1 pseudogene is annotated in these 769 nt (G+C 59.8%); it reads right to left on the bottom strand.

From position 1 onward, the window contains the following. Positions 1 to 112 precede the first annotated feature (112 nt). Positions 113 to 769: pseudogene (gene tnpC / locus KHO41_RS41000) on the bottom strand (IS66 family transposase); the annotation flags it as partial.

Genomic DNA, 769 nt, shown 5'->3' with positions numbered 1-769 from the left:
AAAATCAACTCATCGTGACCGCGCCCTCTACAATCTGAACCGCGTAACATCCCCTCGCGCGCAACGGTCACGTTGCGCCGGAATCGTCGGTCACGTTCACCGGAATACGCATGTAGATCATGGCGCTCGCCTTCGCCCCAGCAACGGTGTCAGCAAAGAGCCATGCCTTTCTTGCTGTGCAGAATGGTCGGATGTCTCGTTCTATCGCGTTGTTATCGAGGGGCGCACGCCCATCGATAACGTATCGGCTCAGGTATTCCCACTGGTTGCGCGCGTAGGCGATGGCCTTGCCCAGCAGGCTTTCCGGCAGTACCTGCGGCGCCTGCTCATCCAGCCATGCCTTGAAGGCGTTCAGCAGCGGCGCGCTGTGCTGTTGACGCAGCCGGTATGTGTAGTTGACGCGCGTTTCACCTTCGGGCAGTTCGGCCTTGGCGAGCGTCTCGACCTGATACAGGGCCTGGAAGTACTCGAGCGCTTTTAGCACTCGCGCGCTGGGCTTTTTCTGCCCCTTTTGCGCATCAACGAACATCCGTCTGGAATGCGCAACACAACCGAAGTGCGTGACGCCTTCGAGCGTGCGCCAAGCGCTGTAGCCGTCGGTCATTAGCATGCCATGGTAGCCAGCGAGGAACGCCTGCGGATACTCCTGTCCACGCCCCGGTTGATAGTCGAACAGCACCACCGGTTGCTCGCAGTCCTCCGCGCTGCGATACACCCACATGTACGACTTGCTCTGTGCGGTCTTGCCTTCCTCCTTGAGCACCTGCAC

Source organism: Cupriavidus numazuensis, assembly GCF_905397435.1.
Classification (GTDB): domain Bacteria; phylum Pseudomonadota; class Gammaproteobacteria; order Burkholderiales; family Burkholderiaceae; genus Cupriavidus; species Cupriavidus numazuensis.
Note: the sequence above shows the minus strand (reverse complement) of the source record. Positions and strands in the feature narration are given on the sequence as shown.